Source organism: Desulfitobacterium sp. (assembly GCF_982384815.1).
Genome location: NZ_CEVWNY010000023.1, coordinates 12,506 through 31,509, shown reverse-complemented (window position 1 = coordinate 31,509; position 19,004 = coordinate 12,506). Strand labels below are relative to the sequence as shown.

17 protein-coding genes, 3 tRNA genes and 1 pseudogene are annotated in these 19,004 nt (G+C 44.9%); 2 read left to right on the top strand and 19 right to left on the bottom strand.

Annotation, left to right across the window (positions count from 1 at the left end):
• Positions 1-275: 275 nt before the first annotated feature.
• The 17 genes and pseudogenes from AC1U9U_RS05885 to AC1U9U_RS05805 all read right to left on the bottom strand — a co-directional run bounded on the left by AC1U9U_RS05885 (position 276) and on the right by AC1U9U_RS05805 (position 15,069).
• Entirely contained in the window at positions 276-1,505 is a 1,230-nt protein-coding gene (locus tag AC1U9U_RS05885) for a DUF5667 domain-containing protein (protein ID WP_479959622.1), read from the bottom strand.
• A 254-nt stretch (positions 1,506-1,759) separates the two neighbouring features.
• Positions 1,760-2,110, bottom strand: coding sequence for a cupin domain-containing protein (locus tag AC1U9U_RS05880; RefSeq protein ID WP_479959621.1), 351 nt, complete (start codon positions 2,108-2,110; stop codon positions 1,760-1,762).
• A gap of 249 nt (positions 2,111-2,359) precedes the next feature.
• Positions 2,360-3,739, bottom strand: coding sequence for an FAD-binding oxidoreductase (locus tag AC1U9U_RS05875; protein ID WP_479959620.1), 1,380 nt, complete (start codon positions 3,737-3,739; stop codon positions 2,360-2,362).
• Positions 3,740-3,758: 19 nt separating this feature from the next.
• The gene (locus AC1U9U_RS05870; protein ID WP_479959619.1) at positions 3,759-5,060 is read right to left on the bottom strand and encodes an FAD-binding oxidoreductase; all 1,302 of its coding nucleotides are present in this window, start codon (positions 5,058-5,060) and stop codon (positions 3,759-3,761) included.
• A gap of 51 nt (positions 5,061-5,111) precedes the next feature.
• Positions 5,112-6,356 (bottom strand): (Fe-S)-binding protein, encoded by a 1,245-nt coding sequence (locus tag AC1U9U_RS05865; RefSeq protein ID WP_479959618.1) that lies wholly within the window; start codon positions 6,354-6,356, stop codon positions 5,112-5,114.
• A gap of 301 nt (positions 6,357-6,657) precedes the next feature.
• On the bottom strand, positions 6,658-7,296 hold the full coding sequence (locus AC1U9U_RS05860) for a hypothetical protein (RefSeq protein WP_479959617.1): 639 nt from the start codon (positions 7,294-7,296) through the stop codon (positions 6,658-6,660).
• Positions 7,297-7,539: 243 nt separating this feature from the next.
• Positions 7,540-8,319 carry an IclR family transcriptional regulator gene (locus AC1U9U_RS05855; protein WP_479959616.1) on the bottom strand — a complete coding sequence of 260 codons (780 nt, stop codon included), beginning with the start codon at positions 8,317-8,319 and terminating at the stop codon, positions 7,540-7,542.
• A 440-nt stretch (positions 8,320-8,759) separates the two neighbouring features.
• Positions 8,760-8,835: transfer RNA gene (locus tag AC1U9U_RS05850), tRNA-His, on the bottom strand.
• Positions 8,836-8,850: 15 nt separating this feature from the next.
• Positions 8,851-8,927 (bottom strand) — tRNA-Arg (locus AC1U9U_RS05845).
• Between the two features lie 101 nt (positions 8,928-9,028).
• Positions 9,029-9,105 (bottom strand) — tRNA-Pro (locus AC1U9U_RS05840).
• A gap of 62 nt (positions 9,106-9,167) precedes the next feature.
• Positions 9,168-9,773, bottom strand: a complete 606-nt coding sequence (locus AC1U9U_RS05835; protein WP_479959615.1) for an XTP/dITP diphosphatase — start codon at positions 9,771-9,773, stop codon at positions 9,168-9,170.
• A gap of 21 nt (positions 9,774-9,794) precedes the next feature.
• A complete protein-coding gene (gene rph, locus AC1U9U_RS05830) occupies positions 9,795-10,517 on the bottom strand; it encodes a ribonuclease PH (RefSeq protein ID WP_479959614.1) in 723 nt (240 codons plus the stop codon).
• A gap of 68 nt (positions 10,518-10,585) precedes the next feature.
• Positions 10,586-11,488 carry an alanine-tRNA synthetase second additional domain-containing protein gene (locus AC1U9U_RS05825; RefSeq protein ID WP_479959623.1) on the bottom strand — a complete coding sequence of 301 codons (903 nt, stop codon included), beginning with the start codon at positions 11,486-11,488 and terminating at the stop codon, positions 10,586-10,588.
• Positions 11,489-11,586: 98 nt separating this feature from the next.
• A complete protein-coding gene (locus AC1U9U_RS05820; RefSeq protein WP_479959613.1) occupies positions 11,587-12,231 on the bottom strand; it encodes an O-methyltransferase in 645 nt (214 codons plus the stop codon).
• A complete protein-coding gene (locus AC1U9U_RS05815; protein WP_479959612.1) occupies positions 12,210-12,350 on the bottom strand; it encodes a hypothetical protein in 141 nt (46 codons plus the stop codon). The genes AC1U9U_RS05820 and AC1U9U_RS05815 overlap by 22 nt, the downstream gene beginning before the upstream one ends.
• A gap of 227 nt (positions 12,351-12,577) precedes the next feature.
• Positions 12,578-13,800 (bottom strand): annotated as a pseudogene (locus AC1U9U_RS05810) (HD-GYP domain-containing protein).
• Positions 13,801-13,821: 21 nt separating this feature from the next.
• Positions 13,822-15,069, bottom strand: a complete 1,248-nt coding sequence (locus tag AC1U9U_RS05805; RefSeq protein ID WP_479959611.1) for a methyl-accepting chemotaxis protein — start codon at positions 15,067-15,069, stop codon at positions 13,822-13,824.
• Between the two features lie 571 nt (positions 15,070-15,640).
• Between AC1U9U_RS05805 and AC1U9U_RS05800 the strand changes: the two genes are divergently transcribed.
• Together AC1U9U_RS05800 and AC1U9U_RS05795 are read left to right on the top strand one after the other, a co-directional pair.
• On the top strand, positions 15,641-16,684 hold the full coding sequence (locus tag AC1U9U_RS05800) for a 4Fe-4S dicluster domain-containing protein (protein ID WP_479959610.1): 1,044 nt from the start codon (positions 15,641-15,643) through the stop codon (positions 16,682-16,684).
• Positions 16,665-17,399, top strand: coding sequence for a formate dehydrogenase subunit gamma (locus tag AC1U9U_RS05795; RefSeq protein ID WP_479959609.1), 735 nt, complete (start codon positions 16,665-16,667; stop codon positions 17,397-17,399). The genes AC1U9U_RS05800 and AC1U9U_RS05795 overlap by 20 nt, the downstream gene beginning before the upstream one ends.
• Positions 17,400-17,528: 129 nt before the next feature.
• Here AC1U9U_RS05795 and AC1U9U_RS05790 read toward each other — a convergent pair whose 3' ends face one another.
• Complete coding sequence (locus tag AC1U9U_RS05790; RefSeq protein WP_479959608.1) at positions 17,529-18,086, bottom strand: Fe-S-containing hydro-lyase; 558 nt, start codon at positions 18,084-18,086, stop codon at positions 17,529-17,531.
• Positions 18,087-18,088: 2 nt separating this feature from the next.
• Positions 18,089-18,958 (bottom strand): fumarate hydratase, encoded by an 870-nt coding sequence (locus AC1U9U_RS05785; RefSeq protein ID WP_479959607.1) that lies wholly within the window; start codon positions 18,956-18,958, stop codon positions 18,089-18,091.
• Between the last annotated feature and the right edge of the window lie 46 nt (positions 18,959-19,004).

The window sequence follows — 19,004 nt, the reverse complement described above, 5'->3', positions numbered from 1 at the left end:
ACCGAGGGTACCCGAGCGGCGTGATAGTGAGGTTACCCGAGCGGCGTGATAGCGAGGGTACCCGAGCGGCGTGATATCGAGGGTACCCGAGCGGCGCAAGTCCCTTCTCTCGCGCCAACTAAGAAATTGAAGCACACTTACGATGAGTGTGCTTTGTTTATTAATTTAGAGCTGCGGGAAGAATTATACTCTCCCCGCAGCTCTTCTTGCGCTCTGTCTTTACGGCTTAATTATTTTAATATCCTGGATAGCTTTTTTAGTATCCTGGATAACTTTTAATCATGTTTATGGTTATTCCATTTGCTCTTTTCGACTTTTTGGTTGCCTTTTCCGCGATTGTCGTCACGATCGCGGTCTACCTTCTTGTCGACAACTCTCTTCGAGTCTTTTGAGACATTTTGGTAATCTTTATGAGGCCCTTTTAATCCCAAGTCCTCCTGAAACTCTTTTAGAGCCTCGTGAGCTTCTTTCTTGAGCTCCTTATACTCACTTTTGGTCAGCCGGCTCTTAGCAGCATACTTTTCCAGAATTTTGGTTGGAACTACTGTCTTCTCATTGGTTTTGCCTGTCTCGATGCTTTCCGCAGGTGTTGTAGAAGCATTTTCTTTATCTTGAGCAACATCTTCTTGCTCTGCAACATCTGATTGCTCACTCTCTTGGACAGGTTTCACTTTTTTTGCTTCCATTTTCTCCATCTTCTCAATGGCCTTTTCCATGGAGCGAACAATATTAACCGCTACTCTTTGGGCAGCTTGGGGAGGCAGTTTCTCAAGAAGGCTTCCGAGAATTACTACATTGTTAGCATTAACCTTGCCCAGTGCTTCTTGCAGTTTTTGAGCTTTTTCAGATTCGGTATCTTGGATCTGAGCTAAGAATTCTTGAGCATGGGCGATTTTGACATCATAGCCCTTTAGAGCTTTTTCAAAGGCTTTGACTTTCTTTTCGATTCCAGGGCTAGCAGGTTGGGTATCTTTGTTCCCTGAAGTAGTTATATTTTCTTGATCTTCCGGAGCTACTTTCTCAGTATCGGTAGGGGTAGTCGCTTCTTCCTTTGTTACACCGGCATCTGGGGTGTCTGTGGTCTCAGAGTTAACACCCTCAGCATTTTTGGTGTTTTTGGTAGCATCAGGTGTAACTGCGGCAGTATCAGTAGCAGTTTCTTCCCGGCTAACCTTCTGCGCAATTACTAAGGCTTCAGCTAATCTCTCACAAGCGTGTTTTTCCATCAATTTAATCTTTTTTTCGGGGCTAACGGCTAAAGCAACCTGCAGCTTCTCAATAAGCTCGTCCAGCCAATACAGAGGTGAGTCAGGTAGTGTTCCGGGATTAACTACTTTCCCATCGGAGTCAACAACATTACCCCCTTCATCTGCATCCGTGGTTTCCGGATCTGTTGTTATCGATACGCTGGTCGTCTCCGTTAAAGTATCCCCCAAGGCTACTACCGGTGATACAGACAAGGTCAGCAATGCTACGCTAAGTACTAGTGCGATAGACTTTTTCATCTTTTTCTCTCCCTCTTATTTAATTGCTTGTCCGAATTCGGTTACCAGCGCTTTCATAATATACTTACGCGGCTTTTTTACTATTTTGGGGGGATAGAAAAAAACTCCCCTTAAGGTACGGTTTTTAGCCCATTGCCAAAAGAGGAGTTATCAAACACTTATAGACTTTTTATCACTGAAGGATATCTCGTTCAAAAGATCTACCTGCCAAAGATCCTTGGCACACGCTCAGAATGACACTAGGTTTAATTTCTTTAATCCAGTCTTTCCGTTTGGACAGGAACCGGAGCCGCTACCCCGATAAAGACAAAACGATCTTTACCGGTGTTTCTCATGCCATGAGTTTGACCGGGTTCGGCAAGAATTGCCATTCCCTTGGAAATGGGTACTTCTTTACCGTCTCCGGCGAAGTAAAGGCCGGACTCCCCTTCGAGACAGATCCAGACATCGTCGGCATTGGGATGCATATGTAAGAATACTTCTTGTCCAGGTTCTAAGCACCACATGGCGGCCAAGGTTTTTTCCGATTGGTAAACGACAACCTTCTGGGGAACATTAGCATCAAACTTCGCTAATTTAGTTAGGTCGTACAATCTTTTTTCCATAAAAATTCAACTCCTACTTTTTATTTTTCCACCGGCAATTAGGATACATCATCTTAACATATTATCTTAACATATTTATTTTACCATATTAAGCATATGCAGTCTTTTCCATATGATATAATTTTTTCGTTTTCAGCGTTGAGCCCAATTTTGAAGCAGGGTAGACCTGTGGTCTCCCGCAATTAGCCGAAGAAAGCCTGGAACAAAGCCGTACCGTCACGACTTGCTCCAGGCTTTTTGTGCTTAGAACTAAATTGAGATTATTTTTTCGGGGTTAAAGCGATTGTCCGGGTCAAAAGTTCTCTTAAGCTTCCGGAAAGTTTCCATAGCCTCCGGTGTAAATTCTTCATCAAGATATTTTTTCTTAACGATACCGATTCCATGTTCACCACTCATCGTTCCATCCAATGAAACTGCAAGCTTGCTCAGTGCTTCTTCTGCACCATGAACCCGCTCTACCTCGTCAGGATTCCGTTGGTCGAAAAGCACCAAAGGATGAAGGTTACCGTCTCCGGCGTGAGCTACAAGACCGATGATCATATCGAATTCTTTGGCAATCTTAAGAATTCCCTCAATGGCTTGTGGGAAAGCACTTCTGGGAACAGTAATATCTTGAATAGAGTAGCAAGGTTTGACACGGGCAACAGATCCGAAGGCGACCCGACGGGAAAGCCAAATTTGATCCACTTCGGCAGCAGTTTGAGCAATTTTAAAGTCTCTGGCATTGGCTTTCTTGGTCACTTCATGAATGGTCTCGATTTGCTCATCCATGTCTTCGGGATAACCGTCAATCTCAATAATGAGAATAGCTCCCGCATCCCGGGGTAGTCCTGCATGACAATAATCCTCGGTGGTGTTGATCAGCAGGTTATCCATCATTTCTAAGGTTGTGGGGATAATTCCAGCAGCCACGATATCCGCAACAGTTTGAGAAGCATCTTCTACTTTGTTATATATCGCCAACATGGTTCTCTTCGTGGTGGGTTTCGGCAAAATGCGCAGGTAAGCTTTGGTAACAAGCCCTAAAGTCCCTTCGGAACCGACAATGATCCGGGTCAAATCGTAACCTGGCTCACTCTTGAAATTCCGTCCCCCTGTACGAATGACTTTACCATTGGGAAGAACTACTTCCAAGCCCAGAACGGAGTCACGGGTTACCCCATACTTAAAGCAACGAGGTCCACCGGAGCACTCCCCGATATTTCCTCCAATCGTGGATGCTTTCCAAGAGGAGGGATCAGGAGGATAGTAAAAGCCGTACTTTTCTAATTCTTGTTGGAGGTCAAAATTGACTACTCCCGGTTCAACAACGGCGACGAAGTTCTCAGTATCGATCTCCAGGACTTTTGTCATCCTCGTAAAGCTAATGACGATGGATTTTTCCGAGGGAATGGTTCCACCACTTACGTTGGTTCCGGCACCCCTGGGAATAAATTTAATGTTTTGCTCATTCATATATTTAACAAGTTCAACCACTTGTTCGGTGGTTTGCGGGAACACAACACCCATGGTATCGCCACTAAGCAGGGTGCCATCGTAACCATAAGAGAAGAGTTCCGTAGCGTTAGTCGCCACATTTTTCTCTCCGACAATCTCTTTTAGTCGATCAACAATCGTTTGCGATAACATTTTCAGCCCTCCTTCTTTATTAAGCCAACAGATTTACCCCTGGATTGAGAATCCCGTTGGGGTCGAATTTCCTGCGAAGTTCACCGAGCAGACCTGTTGTTTCAGACCACATCTCTGCGTCATTATGCACTTCACACATTAGTTTATGACCAAGGAGGCCGGTAACATTGCCACCTAGGGACATGGCCATTTTGTTGACTTTTTGGGCCAAAGCCGGTTTATCCGTATTCTCCGGCAGCACCAAACGTACAGTACCTAGGAGTCCTTCCACAACAACCCCGGAATAAGCCCCCAAGTCCCCGTTGATTCCTTTTAACTGGGCTAAGGCTTGAGGCATCTTCATCGGGCCAACTACGAATTCCAGAACTTTTTCCGGAGCACTGTTAACCATTTGCCGAACTCTAAGCCAGCCGTTGATAACCTTTTCATAGGCTTCTTTGTCTTCGATAAGTTGGACATCACGGCCACCGCCGAGATTAAAGACAGCAATAATTTCATTGGCTAAATTAGTACCGGAGTTATTGAAACCTTCCAGATCGATTAAAGCCAGATGTCCTTCTCCCGGAAGAACTTCTTTGGCTAATTTCTCACTCAAAAGAGTCATGCGATCCGGATGGATGTGACGTTTAATCAAACTATTAAATGTTTTGTTAGCTATTTCCAGACAATCAAAACGGGCAACAATTGCCTTCTTAACCGCCGGTTGTGGTAAAAGCTTAACAAGAATTTTTGTAAAAATACCAAAGGTTCCTTGATTGCCTACGGCAAAGTGAATGAAATCGTAACCGGAAACGTTTTTAATACACTTATTGCCGATCCACATGATTTCACCAGTAGGCGTAACCATTTCAAATCCCATCATGAAGGTCCGTGTAGGTCCATAGTTAAAGGATTTGGAGTCGGAATCCCCGATAGCAAAGCAACCGCCTATGGAACCGGTATCTACCAGATAGGGCTCTACAGGGAATAAATATCCATCAGCTTCAAGCTTTTGGATGAAATCCTGATGCAGCATACCCGGTTGAACCGTGGCTACGAAGTTCTTGCTATCGATCTCAAGAATTTGATTCATGCGCTTCATGATGAGAGCAATTCCGCCCTCTAAACCCGACCTATCGGCTACCAGCCCGGCTACTGAAATCTTAACCTTCTTTTCATTCGCATATTTAACGATTTTCGAAACATCTTCCGTATCTCCGGGGAAAACAACTGCAACTGCATTGCCATCTCCCTTGAGATATTGCGCCATATCTGATGGGTTGTCCAGGACATAATTTTCGCCGACAATCCCTTTTAAATCACTAACGATTGTATTGCTCATGACTACCCGCCCTTCCACTCTTGATCATTTCAACATCCGATCCACAGGTATCTAGTCTTCGTATGCTCTAGCCATTAAGTCTGCAACATGCATTACTTTTTGGTTTTGGCCGGCCATGTTAACTCCGCCTTGGAGTCTCAACATACAGGCCGGGCAGCTGGTAGCTACCACTTCGGCACCGCTGTCTTGAATGTTTTTGGCCTTCTCACGAGTAATTTTCGTAGACATTTCATGATAGAAGGCTTGCACAAGTCCGGAAGCTCCGCAGCAGCGATTGGCTTCGAACATCTCGATATACTCTACTCTCGGCAGGTTCTTTAACATCTGACGGGGCTGTGCGGTAACTTTAATTCCACGAACCATGTGACAAGGATCATGATAGGTAACTTTGACTGGAGTAGAACTATGGAACTTGCTTTCGTCCACACCGATTTCCACCATATACTCGGAGAATTCTTTAACCAGAGCACTGAATTGCTTAACTTTTGGCAGATAAGCAGCGTCATCGGCAAAGAGTTTCAAGTAATCATCTTTCAACATTGCGGCACAGGATCCGCAAGCAGTAATAATTGCATCCACATTTTTTGCCAGGAAAGTATCAATGGTCTTACGAGCATTGACTTTAGCTGTTTCAAAATCGCCATAAGCATATTGAGGAAGTCCGCAACATACTTGATCCTTGGGAATAATAACTTCGCAATCGTTTTTGGTTAAAACTTTAACAACAGACTGAGCAGTTTGATCAAGTGAAAAGTTTAAGAAGCAACCAACATAAAAAGCAACTTTATGCTTAGGTTGAGCCACAAGAATTCTCTCCGGAACTTGGTTTAAGAATGGGACTTTAGCCACATTCATGCCTTTGATATCCACGCCGCGGAAATAGTCCATTCCGTCAACTTTATTAAGGACATTTTTACCGAGTCCACCAAAGAGTTTAAAGGCTCGCTCAAGTTTGTTCGGGTTTGCTAATGTTTTAAGTGCATAAGACTTCGCAAAAGGTTTAATACCCTTTCTAAGCTTCAGATCACGACGGGCGGCCATGACCAGTTCCTTGGCACTAACCCCGCTGGGGCAGGCAACCGCGCACTCTCCACAAAGTAAACAGCTATTAATGGCATCCTCATACTCTGCATCCGGTTCAAGCTTACCATCGGCAACTGCTTTAATTAGTTGAACTCTCCCCCGGGCAACCTTAGTTTCAGCTCCATCCACTTTGTAGGTCTTACAAGATGTATGGCAGAAACCACATTTGTTACAAGTATTTAGCATTTCATAGACTTCTGCTAAAACCCCCACTTTTACTTCCCCCTTCACTGTTAGATGGTCAGACCACCGAGTTGAATAGTTAAAATTGCGAAACTATTCAAGTTACTGAGACTATTATAACTCATCCCATATTTCTTTCAACCCATTGTGAAAAAATTAATTAAAAACCTTAATTTGTTTGTTCAAAATATCCGGTTTTTAAAAACCTGTAAATTTTATATTCGCACTATTATTGTTATTCCCAACATTATGCTTGCAACTGAGAAATTATATCTAAAAAAAGTGGCAAGGATCTCCCTTTTAGGAATTTCCTTGCCTTGTATAAGAGGTATTATTGGATTGTAATAATGGGGGAGGGGTAATTCTCACAGAATCGATAGAAACCAAATACATAAGCCGCCATTTTTTCAGGACGGAGGTTAAACCACTCCCGGATATTAAAACGCTCACCAAAACGGTTCTCCACAATATAATCCGGATTTATCCAGCCACGAAGTTTTTCATCCCCAAGGGTTAACTCCCAGCCAAGCAGAGCATTTCCCTTCTCACATTGAGCGACTTTCAAACCACACCGGGCATGGAATATTTCGATCAATTTTACAAAATGACTAAACAAGGGTTCTTCATGCTCATCCCGACTGATGGGAAAAGCAAAATCTTTAGAGATTTCCTCCGCTAGTTGATTCAAACCCCGCTCCACAGAGTATCTGGAAACAATCGAGGCACGCAACGTTTTATAACATAAAGTTCCCGTATTTAACTCGAAATATAAAGGTTGATCAAAACCCTCCAGCATGAGGACAATCTCTTCCTTTTTGATCTGCCAGTTTCCGGAATACCTCTTAAGCATAATATTCGCTAACTGGTAAGACAGAATGTGTGCCGCTACCTTATTTTCGTCATGTTGGGTACATCCTTGACATTGTTTCACGGGGTTATAGCTTGGTAAAGTTAGTCTCATAGCGTTCATTTCTGTCACTCTCCTTGTAGATTTGCATGTCTGGTATTACTTTTTTGTCCCGTATGTTGAAACTCCGTTTCACAAAACCTCTAAAAAAAAAGGAAATGGGTGAGAAAAAATAATGGGATATAATTAAAACCTGTTTCACTATTTAAAACATCGTTTCAATTATTTTCTTGAAGCTATCTTATCATCTCAAGGTATATCCGTCAAGAGTAAATTTTCTAAAAATTATTTTGACCTTATTTCGTCTTATTTTGAGCTTTGATAATAGGTATAGCCCAATTTAGCAGAGATAACTTCTCCACTATGCTTCAATTCCTTGCCAATATGGGCAATCCCCTTTTCCCTCATCCTCGCTGCCGGTCCGGACACACTAATTGCACCAATTGCCCGCCCCGAAAAATCATAGACAGGAGTACCTAGGCAAATAATGCCAATCTCATTTTCTTCATACTCTACCGAGACCTTGGATTCCCGAATTTCATCAAGGTTTTTCAGGAGGGTCGCCGGCTCGGTCAGAGTATGGGGAGTGAAGCCGGGCATTCCCTTAGTCTCGAGGATTCTCATGACTTCTTCCTCAGACATGGTCGAAAGCAAGGCTTTCCCCACCGCTGTACAATGCATAGGAGCCCTTCGACCTACCTTAGAGCGCATACTAACCACGTGGGAACTTTCCCTTTTATCGATATAAACAACTTCGCCATCATCATGAAGGACCAAGTGCACCACTTCATCAAGAGCTTTAGCCAACTCCTCTAAGACAGGTCCCGCCACCTTGCGAATCTCCAGATCATTAAAGAAGCGGATACCAAGCTCTACTATCTTGATGCCCAGCTTATAGCGTTCACTATTGGTCTCTTTTTCTACATATCCGCGATAGCAAAGGGTTTGCAGAATTCGATGTACTGTGCTTTTATGAAGGCTGATCCGATTTCCTATCTCGGTTACCCCTAAAGGCTCTTCGGTATGAGCAAGGACTTCAAGAATATCCAAAGAGCGCTCTAAAGTTTGAACATATTTCTCTGCCACGTCAAAATCCTCCAGTCGGTTAAATAGTTTCAATGACTGAAACCATGTTTCGAATATTTACTCTATGCTATAGTATGGCTTTTTTGAATTCTTTAGTCAAGTGAGGTTGGATACTATTATCGATATTTTCTTATCTTAATTTACCCATTTACCCATGATTTTTAACCGTTAGCGGCGCCGGTAGCACAAAAGCCTAAATAGCCAAAAAACCACCGGAAGTCCCCTCATCTTTCCTTAATATAAAAAAGCCGCGCACTGCACGGCCTTTACTTTCTTTATGGAGTGGTTGAGGGGACTTGCTCCGCTCGCATACGCTCGCTATCACGCCGGGGCGGGAAAGCCCTCCCAAAGGTCGGCCTTTCTTTTTCCGCCCGTTCAAGTCCCCTCATCTTTCCTCAATATAAAAAAAGCCGCGCACTGCACGGCCTTTATTTTCTTTATGGGGTGGTTGAGGGGACTTGAACCCCCGAGTGCCGGAGCCACAATCCGGTGCGTTAACCACTTCGCCACAACCACCATATCAGATTGAAATGGCGCGCCTGGAGAGATTCGAACTCCCGACAACCTGCTTAGAAGGCAGATGCTCTATCCAACTGAGCTACAGGCGCCCAATAGGGTTCCTCTCCGAAGCCCAAGAATACGTCCTCTCAAGGCTCATACTTTAATACAGTGAACCCCGATCTTAGAACCTCGAACACTAACACAAAAATGGTCGGGGCAGAGGGATTTGAACCCCCGGCCTCCTGCTCCCAAGGCAGGCGCGCTACCAAACTGCGCTATACCCCGTTTTCGTGACAATGATTATTCTATCTGATTCGGTATTTATAGTCAAGCTTTTTTTAGGTTTTTTATTTCTTAGTTCTTTGGACAAGATCCTTAAGAATAGGAATAACTTGACGGAAGGCTTGGGCACGATGACTTATTTTATTTTTTTGACAAAGATTAAGCTGGGCCATCGTCCGACCAAAATCCGGCAAATAAAAGAGCGGATCATAGCCAAAACCTTCTTTACCGCGACGTTCGTGAAGAATCCGTCCTTCGATCGTTCCTTCGGTCAAAAATTCCTCTCCGGACGGAGCAGCAATGACGAGGGCACAACGAAAGCGAGCAGTTCGCTGATCCTCCGACACTTCTTCCAACTCCGCCAAGAGCTTATCATTATTTTTTTCATCATCCTTAGGATCCCCGGCATAACGGGCAGAATATACCCCCGGAGCCCCCTTGAGAAAATCTACCTCTAAACCGGAATCATCCGCTAGGGAGATGAGTCCGGAACGCTTAGCGGCGATTCTTGCCTTTAGAGCCGCATTTTCGGCAAAGGTACTGCCGGTTTCCTCAACCTCTTCCCAATTATCCATATCCAGCAAGGAAATAACCTCAATTTCTTCACCGGCAAGAAGATCCTGGAGTTCCTTTACCTTCCCTTTATTTTGCGTTGCCAATAAAACCTTCATAAAACCAACCTGCTTTCAATTCTATATCTTTTGCAAAGCAGCCTTTTGTTCTCCCATAAGCTCGCGAATGCCTTTCTCCGCCAGCTCCAAGAACCGATCCAGCTCCTCTCGGCCAAAGGGAATATCCTCCGCCGTTCCTTGTATCTCGACGAATTTACCTTTACCGGTCATAACCACATTCATATCAACTTCCGCCTGGGAGTCCTCTTCGTAAGCCAAATCCAATACCGAAACTCCCCCGACCTTTCCTACGGAAACAGCAGCTAAAGTATCCATAACGGGATTCTCTTTCAGAATTCCTTTTTGCATAAGATGATTTACAGCATCCACCAGAGCTACATAAGCCCCGGTAATTGAGGCTGTGCGGGTCCCTCCATCAGCTTGAATCACATCGCAGTCCAACCAAATGGTCCTTTCTCCTAGTTTTTTGAGATCAACCACCGAACGTAGGGCCCTGCCGATCAAACGCTGAATTTCCATAGTCCGCCCCGTTAGCTTACCCTTACTAGCTTCCCGGGGATTGCGAACTTGAGTCGCCCGTGGCAACATGGAGTACTCCGCTGTAACCCAACCAACTCCGGTACCCTTTTTAAAGGGAGGCACCTTTTCTTCAACCGTTGCTGTGCAGATTACTCTGGTCATTCCTACTTCGATAAGGACAGACCCTTCCGGAATACTTGTGTATCCGCGGGTTATTTTCACCGGCCTGAGTTCAAAAGCCTCCCGACCATCAAAACGTTTCATAACTTATCCTCTTTTCAATAATTTCTACAAATTATATTTTAACTTAAATATAAAAGTTCATTCATAGCTTAAGTCAAAACCTTCCGCCCACCCACCAGGTGGACGGAGCGATGGGGCACCTCGTCCCCAACAATCCCGGCAATGGTATAGAGCTGTTCAATGGGGTCATAACGAAATTCCTTTAGCAAGTGAAAACCTTTAATATCTGAAGTCCGCTTTATATGTATGCGCGGACCTGTGCAGGGATAAAGCATTTCACCCACCCGAATATGCTCATCATCGGAACAACTGATGGGCAAATCCGCGTCAATTAAGTCCAAAACCCGCTGCTCGACAATATCCAAATCAATATCCGGCTTTTCCGGCAGCTCCAAAACAAAGCCGTGCTTAATATCGCTATGAATCTCCGGACGTTCCAGACCCATCTCTTCGAGGATCATGGAAGTAAGATCTTCGGCACTATGGGCCATGCGACGATACTTAATCGATTCAAAGACAATATTGGCAATGCTTTTAGGCTCCGGACCAAAGACCGTGGGGCGGGTTACAATCACTTCTTCCCCCACACCGATTAGAACTTCAGCATTGACTCCTAAAAATGGGTAGATCAAATCAAAATGCTCAACTATTACCCGCCGTCCTTTTCTAAGGGCCTCCTTGACAGCCTCGGCAATTTTCCAAGGTTGGGTAAAGGCGGATTCGAATCGCACATCTAAATGATAAGTATGACCGCGAAAATGCCCCCGCTCCGCATCATCAAGTAAAGGCAGGGGGCGAATATTGATCCCGTTATCATCATTGGTAAGCTCTAACCCCGGAAACATGCCCCGAATCAATAAGGACTTTCCCGCCCCGGCATCCCCCAAAAAACCAATTAACCGGTCATCGGGACTGAGATAGCGCTGCTGAAGATTCATCCCTAAAAACATCAGCCGCTTTCTCCCCCGCGGTGCAAAATAAACCGCTTGCATCAAATGGTCATGGACAAAAAGCTTAGCTATCTTTGCCACCACCTCTCAAACATACCCTACCCTCTATTGTAGACAGGAAGAGATGTTTTGAAAAGCCCTTAGCGACGGACGCTAATAGCCAGTCCGTCCCCCAAGGGAAGAATACTGGTCTGAAATTCAGGATTATTCGTCAACCTCCGCAAAAACTCCCGAAGATGACTAACCATCCGTTCGTACTTAGGGGCGTATTCGGAACCCGGAACCACCCACCCACGAAAAAGGACGTTATCCACTATCAAAATCCCGCCATCACTTATCAAAGGAATTACTAATTCTAAATAATCCAGGTACTCACCCTTCGCGGCATCGACAAAGACCAAATCAAATTCACCGGGGGTAAACCGGGGTAATATCTTTCTGGCATCCCCCATATGAACCTGGATCTTTTCCGCTACATGCCCCCGCCTAAAGTACTCCTTAGCGCGGGTGGCTCGATCCACATTCATATCAATGGTGGTAATTCTGCCTTCCCGCTCTTCTAACCCCTTAGCCAACCAAAGAGTTGAGTAACCGATAGCTGTTCCCACCTCCAGAATCCGGGAGGCACCGCTTACCTTGACAAGCCAAGCAAGAAAATTCCCAACAGGAGGGGTAACTACCGGAATAGTTTCCTTTAAGGCCTGCTCTTCCATCTCCAACAACAACTCATCCCGCTTAGGCAGCAATTCCCCCAAATACTGTTCTAACTCAAAAGAATAAAACATATGGCACCTTCTGCTTTTGCTTTTGCTTTTGCTTTTGCTTTTGCTTTTGCTTTTATTGTACTTTCGCTTATCATAACTCCTATAGAGAAAAATAACAACTTCCCTTTGATCAGTAGCAATATCGATTATAAAAAAAAATAAGACAAGAGAGTCGAAGCCGCCTTCTCTTGTTTTAGTCATATCTTCTTATCTTTCCTTACCTGGTTTCATTGCCTAAGTGTCATTCTGAGCATTAGCGAAGAATCTTATACCCGCGAAGAATCTTCTACCCGTAGAGAAGATCCTTCACTCTGTTCAGGATGACACCGAGATAACAGTGTATCCCTTCTTTTTGGCAACCCCCCTGTCAAGTTAACACTTTCCGGGCATGCTCCACTAACACCGGGTCTACTGCGGTTCCTGCCCCGCGGGCAATGATCTCCAGGGCTTTCGTAGGACTGAGAGCCTGCCGATAAGGACGGTCCTCGGTTAGAGCTGTGAACATATCTGCAATAGTCATAAGACGGGCCCCGGTATCTAAGTTTTCGGCAGTGATGCCAAAGGGATAACCCTTACCATCCAGGCGCTCGTGATGATAAGCGGCCCACCTAATAACATGGTGGGGAAAACCCGCTCCCGCCAAAAGATGATAGGTGTGATAGGTGTGAGTCCGAATCACCTCTATCTCATGAGGGTCCAAGGCGCCGGGCTTATCTAAGATCTTTTTCGGCACGGAGAGCTTACCCAGATCGTGAAGCAAACCCGCAATGCGAATTTCTCCCAGGGCCTTTTTCTCCCAACCCAATCCCGCGGCCAATTTTTCCACGTTGTCTGCCACATAGCCTGAGTGACAAGATGTAAAACTACTCTTCTGGTCAATTAACTTCGCAAAAGTATCCGCTAGGGTACGAATAACTTTAGTGTCTACCCTAGGAGTAGACCAAACATCCCACACGTCGAAAAGAAGATCCAGGCAAACCTGCAGCAGGTCTTGATACTCCAAATCCAGCCAAAAGCTTCCGTAGAAGCTACTTCCAGAAATGCCGGAACCGGCTCCGGATAAAGCAATTTACCCTCTTGTCCTTTCAGCCAATGAATAAATTTTTCCCGCTCTTCCCTATTTAAAACCTTACGGCTTAAATTTACATCCACTTTATCCGCCAGAGCAACAATTCTAGCCATGAGACTTACCTGGGAAGGATCTGCCTTGAGAACCGCATAAGGAGCATGGGGGGCTTCATGATGATAGCGGATTATCTCTGCAAGAGCCTCTCCATCAGGAAAGTTCTTGATAATCTCCGCTCCTAAAATAGTATGCTCCTTCATCCAATATGGAGTTCCATGGAATTTATGAAATCCTCCCACCGCACCAATATCATGCAATAATCCGGCAATGAGAAGTCGGATAAGTTCTTGCTGAGACATTCCCAGGGCAATCCCTATCTTTAAAGAAATATACCCCACCCTTTCTCCATGCCTCAAGCCAATAGGGACCTTTAACCCCTTTTCAATCTCCTCATCAACTAAGGCAAGATCCAAGGCTTTTGAAAAGTTCCAAACCTTGCGAATATATAGAGCCTCTGCCCTCACAAATATCCCTCTCCCTTAACCTTAATTTCTTACACCCATTTGGGCAAGAGAGGTCGCTGAGTTAGCCACATCCTCTGAAGCAGCCCCAATCTGTCCGGCGGTCATGGTTAAAGCGTCAATTTGAGAAGCAATCTCCCGAACTTGTTGGATACTTGATTGGATAGCTGCCATAATATCCCCAAAACGGCCTACTACTTCACGAGCTTCAGCTGCCGCTTCGTGCATGGCTTTAGTAGTATCCTCGATCACCTTACTGACCGCTGTAGTATTTTGCCTGGTCAAAGCGATCATTGAGCTGATTTCTTTAACTGATTGCTCAGAGTTATTAGCAAGTTTCTTCACTTCCTCCGCTACTACCCCAAAACCCCGTCCGGATTCCCCCGCCCGGGCCGCCTCAATAGCTGCGTTAAGGGCTAAAAGATTGGTCTGAGAAGCTATCTCTTTGATGACATCGGTAATATTGGCAATCCGTGCCGAACTATGATCAAGCTCGGACATTTTTTCCTGCATTTTTTCAGACATATCAGCCAACCCAAGGATGCGTTCGGAGATTTGTTGAATCTTATGGGCTCCCTCTTGAGCTAGGCTATCCACCTTCAAAGAGAATTCCGCAGCATCTCCGGCATTTCGAGATATTAGTTCCGTAGCTTCATGCATATGGGCCGCAGATGCCGCTGTCTGTTCAGAGGTGGCTGCCAAGGATTGGCTTGCTTCGCTGACCCGATGCTGCAAAAGATTGATTTCCTCAATGGCGTTTTCCAATTCTTCCTTTTTATCGATCTCTGCTATGTAGGATTGAATATAGCTACCCATAACCACCTGCTGGTCAAAGCTAAACATCCTTAAGATCGCTAAACTCAAGCGAAGAGCTTGATCTGGTTTTTTACGGTAGTGCATAAAAACCCTAGGTAAAATCAGATCAAAAAAGACTTGATAAGAGCTTAAATAATAAAAAGGAGGTAAATTGATTTGTTTATGGACATTACCAATTCTAACCCGAGTCATAATATACTCTTCATCAATCCGATCCGGAAAAATTGAAAGCAAATACTGTTTTTGTAAACCCTTCAGCCGCTCCACACTGGAAAAATTATTGATTATTTCTTTCATCCGCGGAACCGACATAATATGAGCGTAGAATTGGTTAACGATCTCCTCGAGATCCCTTTCCATAATCGGCTTAAATTCTTTAAGCAATAAAAACTGATCTTGTTCTAACTTCAGTAGCTGGAGAGACTCGTTAAGATCGAATTGATGGAGATTAACCATGGTATTTCCTCTTTTCTCGTTATTATTAATACTAATGATTCTTTTCCGATAAGCGAAATCCTGCAGGACAATTGCCCTGCAGGATTTTTTTTGCAGAAATTCTTATCAACAAATTTAACCAATTCAAAATTAGCAAGCATTAGAAGATAGGTTAGTAGGTAAATTTCCTTTTGAACGTAAACGTACAATTGTTCCATCACTTGTGATTCTATATACGGTAATATGTCCCTCGTTTTCAATAGTCCACTCATGGCAGCATTCCCCGCAAAAATATCTTCCACGGTTAATCTTACCGATCTCTCGAGAATTACACATTGGGCAGCTATTCAAACCAGCCAACTCCTCTCTTTCGAATCACTCCTAAGCCAGTACTTACCCAAATAAAACTATATCAAGAATTATAGCAGGTGTTTCTTAACTTCTTCTTAAGAAACTGTGAAATTTTGGTGAACAAATTAGATTTTTGAAACAGACCAAAAAGGCCAAGCCGGTTTATCAACTTTCTCTTGTAATCCAGCTAGAAGTATGCTAATAATATAATACGTAAATAATACCTATAGGGGGTATCGGTATGGAGAAGAATATATCTCGCCGCACTTTTCTTAAACGGACCACTGCTGCCAGTCTACTTGGGGCCCTGGCGGCTTCAGGCCTGAACAACACAGTTTCTGCTTCAGAACTCAAACAGGAAAAACTGGGGACACTGATCGATTTAACTAAATGCGATGGCTGTCAAGGCAGCCCTACACCACTCTGTGTAACCGCCTGCCGACAACACAACCAATCCCGTTTTCCTGAGCCGCAAAAACCGCTCAAATTCTATTGGCCCCAAAAGAAGGTCGAAGACTGGTCTAACAAACGAGACCTGACAACCCGCCTTACCCCATATAATTGGACCTTCGTGGAAAAAGTAAAAGTGGAACACAATGGCGCTGAGCAAGAAGTAAATATCCCGCGGCGTTGCATGCATTGTGACAACCCTACTTGTATGAAACTCTGTCCCTTCAGTGCCATCTCTAAAGATAGTACCGGGGCGGTTTCCATCGACGACGAGGTTTGCTTTGGCGGTGCCAAGTGCCGGGATGTTTGTCCCTGGGGCATTCCCCAGCGTCAAGCAGGAATAGGGTTATACCTGCAGGTCGCCCCGGACTTAGCCGGAGGCGGCGTAATGTATAAATGCGATCTCTGTACCGATCTTTTGGCAGAAGGAAAAGAACCCGCTTGTGTGCAGGCTTGCCCCAAAGGGGCCCTAACCATCGGGCCTCGAGAAGAAATTAAGGCCCTCGCTTACGAGAAGGCTAACGCTATCGGTGGCTATGTCTATGGGGATAAGGAAAACGGCGGAACTGCAACTCTCTATGTTTCCAGTGTTCCCTTTGATAAAATTGACAAAGCCATTAAAGCGGATAAAAAGAAAAAAGAAGACGCTGCACCAGGTCGTCCCGGCATGCCGGTAAACGTAGACAATTATCTGGAAAGCGAAAAAGGAATGTTTTATTCCGCCATCATTGCCCCTTTTGCCGGAGCAGCTGCGGCAGGTATTACAGCTTATCGAACCCTAAAGGGCAATAACGCAGGAGAGGAGAATGAGGATCATGGCAACAACGAGCAATAAGAGCAAAAAGTCGAAAATACTCAGACAGAGCCTAACCAATCGCTTTATCCACTGGACAACAGCACTTTCCATCTTTTTGTTAATCCTCACCGGTTTTGGCCAAATGCCTCTTTATAGTCGATATAATGTTACTAAGCTCCCCGGTGCCGAATGGTTGGGAGACTACTTTGCCACCATTAACCTTCATTACCTGGCAGCCATCCTTCTCATTTTTGTTGCCTTTTTCCACGTGGGTAATGCCTTTATTCGCAAAGAGTTTGATATTTTTCCTCGCCGTGGCGATCTAAAGGAGTCCTACCTTATTATTAAAGCCATGTTTACTAAAGGTCAGGAGCCCCCTTCTGATAAATATCTGGCAGAACAAAGGATAGCTTATCTGTTCATTGCCGGCAATATCCTTTTGCTGATAGTCACAGGCTTAATTAAAATGTACAAAAATGTCCCCGGCGTTGAACTGCCTTACTCTCTTCTTTACTGGAACACTGCTCTCCATAATATCGGCACCGTATTGCTCATTTTGGGTATCGTCGGCCACCTGGCAGCCTTCATCTTCAAGGAAAACCGCGCACTGCTCCCCGGCATGTTTACCGGCTATGTCGATGGCGAATATGTCAAACATCGCCACAGTCTTTGGCATAAGCGGCTTACCAACCAAGTGAAACAGGGGGACAGGTCCCTTGTTTCAGTTAGGATGACACAACCTAGCTCAAAATAACAAAGTGATGCCGCAAAGGTGAGTAAACTTTTTGCGGCATCACTTTTAATTTGGTCTTCATTATTAAGAGCCTTTGCCTTATCTCATTTAGCAAATGATCATCCTAATGATCGTATAAACAACAAAATATTACTCTTTACGATACTTAGCCTTTCCGGATTCATACAAGTTATTGCCATCCTTATCGATGATCACCATCGCCGGAAAGTCTTTAACCTCCAATTTACGGATCGCTTCGGTTCCTAGCTCCGGATAAGCGATAACCTCTGCGGAGAGAACCCGCTTAGCTAATAATGCTCCCGTGCCGCCTATCGCTCCAAAATAGACAGCACCATGCTTTTTCATAGCCTCAATAACTTCCTCAGAGCGCAAGCCCTTACCGATCATTCCCGTTAGACCTCGCTCAATCAGCCTAGGGGAATAAGCATCCATCCGCCCGCTGGTGGTGGGACCTGCCGAACCGATCACTTGGCCCGGCTTGGGCGGGGTAGGACCGACAAAGTAAATAACCTGGTTCCGGACATCAAACGGAAGCTCTTCTCCGCGGGATAGGGCCTCCACCATCTTCTTATGAGCCGCATCCCGCCCCGTATAGATTATTCCGCTGAGCAGTACACTATCCCCTACCTTAAGCCCAGCCACTTTATCCTGGGTCAACGGAAGCTCTAAACGAATAGTCTCGCCCATTTTTATACCTCCCCTTCCAATTTGCCCTTTAATATAACCTCTTTATGGCGGGCTGCATGACATTGGATATTCACCGCAACGGGCAAAGATGCGATATGAGTAGGATAAACCTCCAAATGAACAGCAAGAGCAGTATTTGATCCCCCAAAGCCCTGAGGTCCAATTCCTAATTTGTTTACCCGCTTAAGCACTTCCTGTTCGATATCCGCCAGGCGCTTTTCTTCATTTGGCTCTCCCACTCTGCGCAGTAAGGACTTTTTCGCCAGATAAGTAGCCTTTTCCATAGAGCCACCTACACCCACACCAACGATAATGGGAGGACAGGGGTTACCACCGGCCCGCTCTACCGTATCTACCACGAATTGAATAGCTCCTTCCAAGCCTTCCGAAGGTTTGCACATTTTCAGTGCACCCATATTCTCACTGCCCGCACCTTTGGGCGCAACCGTGACCTTAAGTTCATCCCCAGGTACGATATCATAATGGATAATAGCTGGCGTATTATCCCCGGTATTCACACGATCAAAAGGATCCTTAACCATAGATTTACGCAAATAACCCTTTTCATAGCCCCGACGGACACCCTCATTCAAAGCATCCTTTAAAGCTCCCCCAACCACCGTGACCTCTTGTCCAATCTCTACAAAAATCACGGTCATGCCGGTATCTTGGCACATGGGAACTCTTTCCTCATGGGCAATGGTCGCGTTTTCAATCAACCGCTCAAACACTTCACAGCCCAAAGGAGATTCTTCCGTTTGCAAAGCTTCCTTGAACTTAAGCATCATATCGTCCCCAAGATCATAGTTGGCTTCGATACAAAGCCTTTCCACCGCATCAGTGATTTCATCCGCATGGATAACCTTTGACATGGTATTTGCAACCCCCTTCTTATTCCTTTTTCAGAATTGACCCGCT

Bases quoted from the DNA above. Each gene is read 5' to 3' on its own strand.
- AC1U9U_RS05885 (WP_479959622.1), bottom strand. From the start codon at position 1,505: ATGAAAAAGTCTATCGCACTAGTACTTAGCGTAGCATTGCTGACCTTG.
- AC1U9U_RS05880 (WP_479959621.1), bottom strand. From the start codon at position 2,110: ATGGAAAAAAGATTGTACGACCTAACTAAATTAGCGAAGTTTGATGCT.
- AC1U9U_RS05875 (WP_479959620.1), bottom strand. From the start codon at position 3,739: ATGTTATCGCAAACGATTGTTGATCGACTAAAAGAGATTGTCGGAGAG.
- AC1U9U_RS05870 (WP_479959619.1), bottom strand. From the start codon at position 5,060: ATGAGCAATACAATCGTTAGTGATTTAAAAGGGATTGTCGGCGAAAAT.
- AC1U9U_RS05860 (WP_479959617.1), bottom strand. From the start codon at position 7,296: ATGAACGCTATGAGACTAACTTTACCAAGCTATAACCCCGTGAAACAA.
- AC1U9U_RS05835 (WP_479959615.1), bottom strand. From the start codon at position 9,773: ATGAAGGTTTTATTGGCAACGCAAAATAAAGGGAAGGTAAAGGAACTC.
- rph (WP_479959614.1), bottom strand. From the start codon at position 10,517: ATGAAACGTTTTGATGGTCGGGAGGCTTTTGAACTCAGGCCGGTGAAA.
- AC1U9U_RS05825 (WP_479959623.1), bottom strand. From the start codon at position 11,488: ATGCAAGCGGTTTATTTTGCACCGCGGGGGAGAAAGCGGCTGATGTTT.
- AC1U9U_RS05820 (WP_479959613.1), bottom strand. From the start codon at position 12,231: ATGTTTTATTCTTTTGAGTTAGAACAGTATTTGGGGGAATTGCTGCCT.
- AC1U9U_RS05805 (WP_479959611.1), bottom strand. From the start codon at position 15,069: ATGGTTAATCTCCATCAATTCGATCTTAACGAGTCTCTCCAGCTACTG.
- AC1U9U_RS05800 (WP_479959610.1), top strand. From the start codon at position 15,641: ATGGAGAAGAATATATCTCGCCGCACTTTTCTTAAACGGACCACTGCT.
- AC1U9U_RS05795 (WP_479959609.1), top strand. From the start codon at position 16,665: ATGGCAACAACGAGCAATAAGAGCAAAAAGTCGAAAATACTCAGACAG.
- AC1U9U_RS05790 (WP_479959608.1), bottom strand. From the start codon at position 18,086: ATGGGCGAGACTATTCGTTTAGAGCTTCCGTTGACCCAGGATAAAGTG.
- AC1U9U_RS05785 (WP_479959607.1), bottom strand. From the start codon at position 18,958: ATGTCAAAGGTTATCCATGCGGATGAAATCACTGATGCGGTGGAAAGG.